This window comes from Myxacorys sp. (assembly GCF_059501405.1).
Genome location: NZ_JCACCM010000206.1, coordinates 1 through 5,190 on the forward strand (window position 1 = coordinate 1; position 5,190 = coordinate 5,190).

Annotated in this window: 4 protein-coding genes and 2 pseudogenes; 5 read left to right on the plus strand and 1 reads right to left on the minus strand. The window is 44.5% G+C overall.

Annotated elements, in window-relative coordinates; genetic code table 11:
• Window positions 1-121: 121 nt before the first annotated feature.
• A complete protein-coding gene (locus AC5I6P_RS29600) occupies window positions 122-781 on the minus strand; it encodes a SecDF P1 head subdomain-containing protein (protein ID WP_495697373.1) in 660 nt (219 codons plus the stop codon).
• 126 nt (window positions 782-907) lie between these two features.
• On the opposite strand from AC5I6P_RS29600, the pseudogene AC5I6P_RS29605 reads away from it, so the two are divergent.
• From AC5I6P_RS29605 to AC5I6P_RS29625, 5 genes and pseudogenes are all read left to right on the plus strand, one after another.
• Window positions 908-1,177 (plus strand): annotated as a pseudogene (locus tag AC5I6P_RS29605) (hypothetical protein); the annotation flags it as partial.
• Between the two features lie 569 nt (window positions 1,178-1,746).
• Window positions 1,747-1,845 (plus strand): annotated as a pseudogene (locus tag AC5I6P_RS29610) (IS5/IS1182 family transposase); the annotation flags it as partial.
• Between the two features lie 142 nt (window positions 1,846-1,987).
• The gene (locus AC5I6P_RS29615; RefSeq protein WP_495697374.1) at window positions 1,988-3,142 is read left to right on the plus strand and encodes a glycosyltransferase family 4 protein; all 1,155 of its coding nucleotides are present in this window, start codon (window positions 1,988-1,990) and stop codon (window positions 3,140-3,142) included.
• A gap of 323 nt (window positions 3,143-3,465) precedes the next feature.
• On the plus strand, window positions 3,466-4,506 hold the full coding sequence (locus AC5I6P_RS29620; protein ID WP_495697375.1) for a glycosyltransferase family 8 protein: 1,041 nt from the start codon (window positions 3,466-3,468) through the stop codon (window positions 4,504-4,506).
• Window positions 4,507-4,911: 405 nt separating this feature from the next.
• Entirely contained in the window at window positions 4,912-5,160 is a 249-nt protein-coding gene (locus AC5I6P_RS29625; RefSeq protein WP_495697376.1) for a helix-turn-helix domain-containing protein, read from the plus strand.
• The last annotated feature ends 30 nt before the right edge of the window (window positions 5,161-5,190 follow it).

A 5,190-nucleotide genomic window follows, 5' to 3' on the forward strand; every position in this document is an offset into this window, starting at 1 on the left:
AATGCTCCTCTCCGCCATCTCCTCTACCTCCCAGCCGCGTTGTCACCCCTCAAGGGAACAGACTTAGGGTTGGATGTCTCGCTTCCGACGCCCAAACTCAGGTGCTTCATCATCGCTTGCATTATTTAGGCAAAATTGCGGGTGAGTCTCCTCTAAGTTGGGCAGCTAAATTATTGGCTTCTTGGGCACTAAAGTTTCTTGTAATCACTGCGCTTCCGCCAGTAATTCCCGTTTGAGCGAATTCAGAAGCAATCGTTGGTGAACTAATTAAACGATCGTTGAGAAAAACGCCAAGGGCGCGTCCGGTTCCCGCTAATTTTTTTGTAAGTGTTGTAAAAGTCTTGGTTCCGTTTGCGTCAAATTTTAAGCCAACACTGGACGTATTGGAGTTAGCAATTGGGTCTGCATAGGCTTCCGTTAAGTTCTTCTCAGTCAAGACTGGTTTCTCAAATAAGGATGCGATCGCTGCGTCATTCTGTTTAAGGGCAACTTCGTGGGTTGAGATCATAGCTTGATTGCCAGATTTCTTGAGTTCAGTCTGTTTTTTGAGCAATTCTTGCTGAACTTGTAGCTCGGTTGCAAGCCGAGCTTCGGTTCGTGGCTTCTGTTCGCGAAAGTCAAGCCGGACTGTACTGTGGCGAACCTTAATATTGGATTGTGCTGGCGCAGCGGAGCGAGTGGGCGGGAGGTTTTCTGAACTTTTTGAACCTGTACACGCAAACAGGCTAGATGTAACACCCAGCGCCAAAGTAACGAGCAGAAGCGATCGGAGATTTGCCATAACGCAAGAAGTTGCAGCGTCAAGTGTGAGAAAGTAACGGAGTCATCAAGCGAGAAATCTTTTTCTTGCTTACACCATACTCTTCGAGCAATAAGTTTCGTATTACCCTGAAAGGCACTATTTTGTGGCAGTGTTAGACAACAAACAGGACGTTGGCATCACAAACAGAATAAGTTTGGCAAGATATGGCAGCAAACCAAAGTAACAACCTGGTTAATCATGAGTTACTTCAACTAGATTGGGCAGCATAGTCAATTAAAGACAACAGCAGCTCAACGGGCAGGATTGACCCTGCAACCCTGGACTTGTCCTAATCTAGTTACTTATCCCACTATCTATTTGATGCACTACCAGCTGAACCAGCCCAGCGCGAAAGCTGTTCCCAGCTTTACTTGACTGCTCACCCAGTGCTTCATCTGAACGCAAGCGCTTTAATGTCCTGGAGGGACTTGATGCTGTCACCCTATGAGTCAGGGCTTTGCTGAATGAAGATATGAAGCGATTGCTGAAAGGCTCGAAGGTTTTAAGATATTGATGCAACAACGTCATCCAGCTCGTTAAATCTTGTGTAAAACTACTTACAATTTTTGCAAATTAACTATGAAGTATCACTGAAATGATATCAATTTTATTTTTGTCAGTGTAGTTTTGTGTGGTTACGAAGCCGATATACTGCTGATGCTTGGAAAAAAGAGTCTACTCCATCTAGCTTAATTAGGCTTGAGTTGCAATTGGCATCACTTGAAGTAGGCGAGGAACAAGTTTGCCTGTGTTGTTGAACGGAACTCATTCCTCTGAAGGGTTAGTCTTCAAAAAGCTGATTCACTGGAGGATGCTATGCACTTTTCGTTGGGCTAGGAGCATGACTAGAAAACCTTGCCTAACGGATGTAAGCGACGAGTGGTCATTCCTGGCTCCCTCTCAACGCTGGTAACTGAAGAGCTTCGCTGCGAGGGCGCGGTCCGCGAGGGGTCTTCAATGGCATACAGTGAATCGTTTACACAAGTATGGCTTGGCAGATGATGCCCCATGACCTACCACCTTGGTACAGGGTCTATCAACAAATGTAAGCTATTAATGCGGTCTAAGATTCAGATGATAAAGCGTCGACTTAAGCAGGTTTTGTTTTCCCCCCTACAAATACTATATGTGTGTCTGTTTTGCTACTACTCGGTGCAAATAATACTTTCCCGATTTGTACGTCGTGTGTTTAGACAAAAAAGGTCTAAGCTTCTAGTTGCCGTACTGATTGACGAGTACTTCGGTGGATGGGGCACTCCCTATGGTGGTTACGGGTTTCTTGCGCGTCACATTGTTGCAGTGCACCTTCCTGATCAGCAGATAGAGGTAGAAGTTATCCTTCATGGGCTTAAAGTGCACGGTGGCATTCAATGTCGAAAGATTGATAATAGATACGTTTATAAGTTGTCCAAGTGCGACTTCTTATCAAAAATCTGGCTTCGGATGAAGGAGTACGATGCTTATTTGTCCATTGAACTGACGCACCTTGATGCCATTGCACTTGCGCCTTCCAACCACAAGCACATACTTTGGTTTCAGGATCCACGTCCACTCTCAGTATGGCAATTTATTGAGACAATGAAATTGATGCCAGAGTCTTCATTTTGGAGTCCGGCTGTCTATGAGTATGTCCGTGAACACAGCAAGGAAATTCGTTTTATTTCGCAAGGTGTGTCACTCAATCCGCTCGGTCGAGAACTTTATCAGCTCGACGATTCGATAGAGGTCAGCCGTCTTCTAAACCCGATTGACATTGACTTTAACTACGATCTTCAGCAACAGCATAAGAAGGAGCAAATCGTTTTTCTTGCCCGTTTGGAGTCGCAGAAACGTCCCTGGGTATTCTGTGAGATTGCGAAGCAGATGCCGATGTATGAGTTTCATGTTCTTGGTCAGACGTTTCGCCGCAAGGAGGAGATGGAGACATTACTACTACCGTATCGGGATGTGAAAAACATACATTTCGTCGGTCATCTAGAAGGGAAAGACAAAAAACAGTACTTGGCTGATTCAAAGATTCTTCTCAACACGTCTATCTGGGAGGGAATTCCGATTTCTTGGCTGGAAGCGTTATCTTACGGGACGCTGATCGTGAGTTGTCTTGATGTCGAAAACTTACCCTCTAGGTTTGGTCGGTATGTTGGTAGTGTTCCTGGTGATGGCCTTGACACAGAAGCAATTGAGCTTTTCAAGTCCGCGATCACCTTTGTAATGGAAAATGAGGAATGGCGTAAACAGAAAGCAAAGGATGCAGTCGAGTATGTAAGGTCGAATCATAGCATTCAACAGTTTCAAGATGATATGCGAAGCCTAATTCTTGAGACGAGCGCCCGAATGTAACTCCGGGCAGCTTCGTGTGATCTTCGGAAAGAAGAAAGTCAGAGTTTAGGCAGAGTTAAGCGATTTCAGGATGTCTCTTTTCCTCCCAATGTGCTTTCCGTTTATCCTTGAATAAAAGAGCTGAAAAAGATCGCAGGCTAAGGCTTCGACCTGTGATCGTCTGAGCTTGACCACCGTCCGGTGCAAGATGATATTGAAGCGGCGATCGCTGCGACTAATGAACAGTATCGTAACGTGTGGCTATTATGTTTAACTCTTTTTGAATTTAAGGTTTCACTTCCAGAGATTACAAACTTCCAGGCTGTTGAAACATATGAGGTCTTATGGGTCTTATTCATGCTGAGAATTTGGTAGACGAAAGCGAGGTGAAGTCTTCGTCTGATTGTGAATCCATAGTTGTTGTCTGCGCGTCTGACAACAACTATGCAATGCCACTTGCAGTAACAATGCGCTCTACAGTTGAAAACCTCAAAGAAGGATGCAAAGTATCCTTCTACATTATCGATGGAGGAATTACTGACTTCAATAAACAGAAGATCTTGAGTTCCCTAATTCAGGAAAGGTGCGAAGTTGAATTCATTCAAATACCCAACTCTTTGACTGAGGATATTACAGAAGCTCACGAATCAAAGAAATCCAAGCTTGCACTATCCAAATCAGAACATGTTTCAATCGCATCATTTTATAGGCTGTTACTCTCTGAACTTCTGCCTAGTCAGCTTGAAAAAGTAATTTATTTAGATTGCGATTTGGTTATAAAAGGAGATCTATTACAGCTATGGCAAACCGATTTCGGAGAAGATTATATACTAGCTGTACGTGACACATGGATACCCTTTATATCTAGTCCTACTGGGCGACTAAATTATCAAGAATTAGGGATCAGTCCAGATGCTCCATACTTTAATGCAGGAATTCTGGTAATCGACCTCGCAAAGTGGCGAGCTGATAAGCTTAGTGATAAAGCCATAAAGTACTTTGTGCAAAATCTGAAGTACATAGGCTGGTATGATCAAGGTCTTTTGAACGCACTTCTTATTGGCAAGTGGGGACAGCTTGATCCTAAATGGAATTTCAACGCTACTTCTTTCTATGACTACTCTTCAAAGGATTATTTTCCTTGGAGAGACAGCAAGAGTCTACTTTCAGAGGATGTTTATAATGAGCTAGTCCGCAACCCTTACATCATCCACTTTGTGTCAGAAAAGAAGCCTTGGGTATCTCGGCACTGCCCACGCAAAGAAGACTTTTTTGAATATGTGGATAGGACAAAATGGTCTGGTTGGCGACTCACGATCTGGAGACGATTATGGCACAGATTGATCTATGAATCCAAGGCGTTTTTTCGTAAAATTAGTCATTGATGGCTAGTTGACTGACAAAACTTGAAGAGGAGGGAGGCTTAGCCTTTGATAAAAGGGCGCTCGCGGATTAGTGTGAGAGTTACCACACAAACACAACTGAACCATGCGAACCTCCCGTCTTTATGATTAACTATGCGACCTGTTGGGTCAATCCACTGAATGGGCAGATCGACGACATCTGCAAACCCTGGTTTGGATGGTGATTGGACTGATTTGTAGGGAGTGCATCAGCCTGACAAAATGGGGCGTTTACGTGCAAAGTCGAGCAAAATTCGCCCAAAGCCATCAACGCCGTTTTAGTCGCTGGTTGCACAACAGTCGCATCCACGTCCAACGAGCCTACAGTAGACCTCTTGCAAAAGTCATCGATAGGGGAAATAGTGAGGTGATTGAGAGGAGAACCTGATGACCTACGAACAAGTACGAACTTTGAAGCCCGAAGCCTTCAAGCGATTCTGCGGCGTTCAAACCACGACCTTTTCAGAAATGGTGTCCGTTCTGAAGCAAAAGCAACAGGCGAAACGCAAACCTGGTCGTCCTGCCAAACTGAGCTTGGAAGACCAAGTGCTGCTGACGTTGCAATACTGGCGAGAGTACCGCACCTACTTCCACATTGCTCAAGGCTGGAATATCAATAGACTTAATCGGAAATAGGCAGTAGTCGAAGCCAGACAACAAGAGGCT

Coding starts and splice junctions, on each gene's coding strand:
- AC5I6P_RS29600 (WP_495697373.1), bottom strand. CDS start 781: ATGGCAAATCTCCGATCGCTTCTGCTCGTTACTTTGGCGCTGGGTGTT.
- AC5I6P_RS29625 (WP_495697376.1), top strand. CDS start 4,912: ATGACCTACGAACAAGTACGAACTTTGAAGCCCGAAGCCTTCAAGCGA.
- AC5I6P_RS29620 (WP_495697375.1), top strand. CDS start 3,466: ATGGGTCTTATTCATGCTGAGAATTTGGTAGACGAAAGCGAGGTGAAG.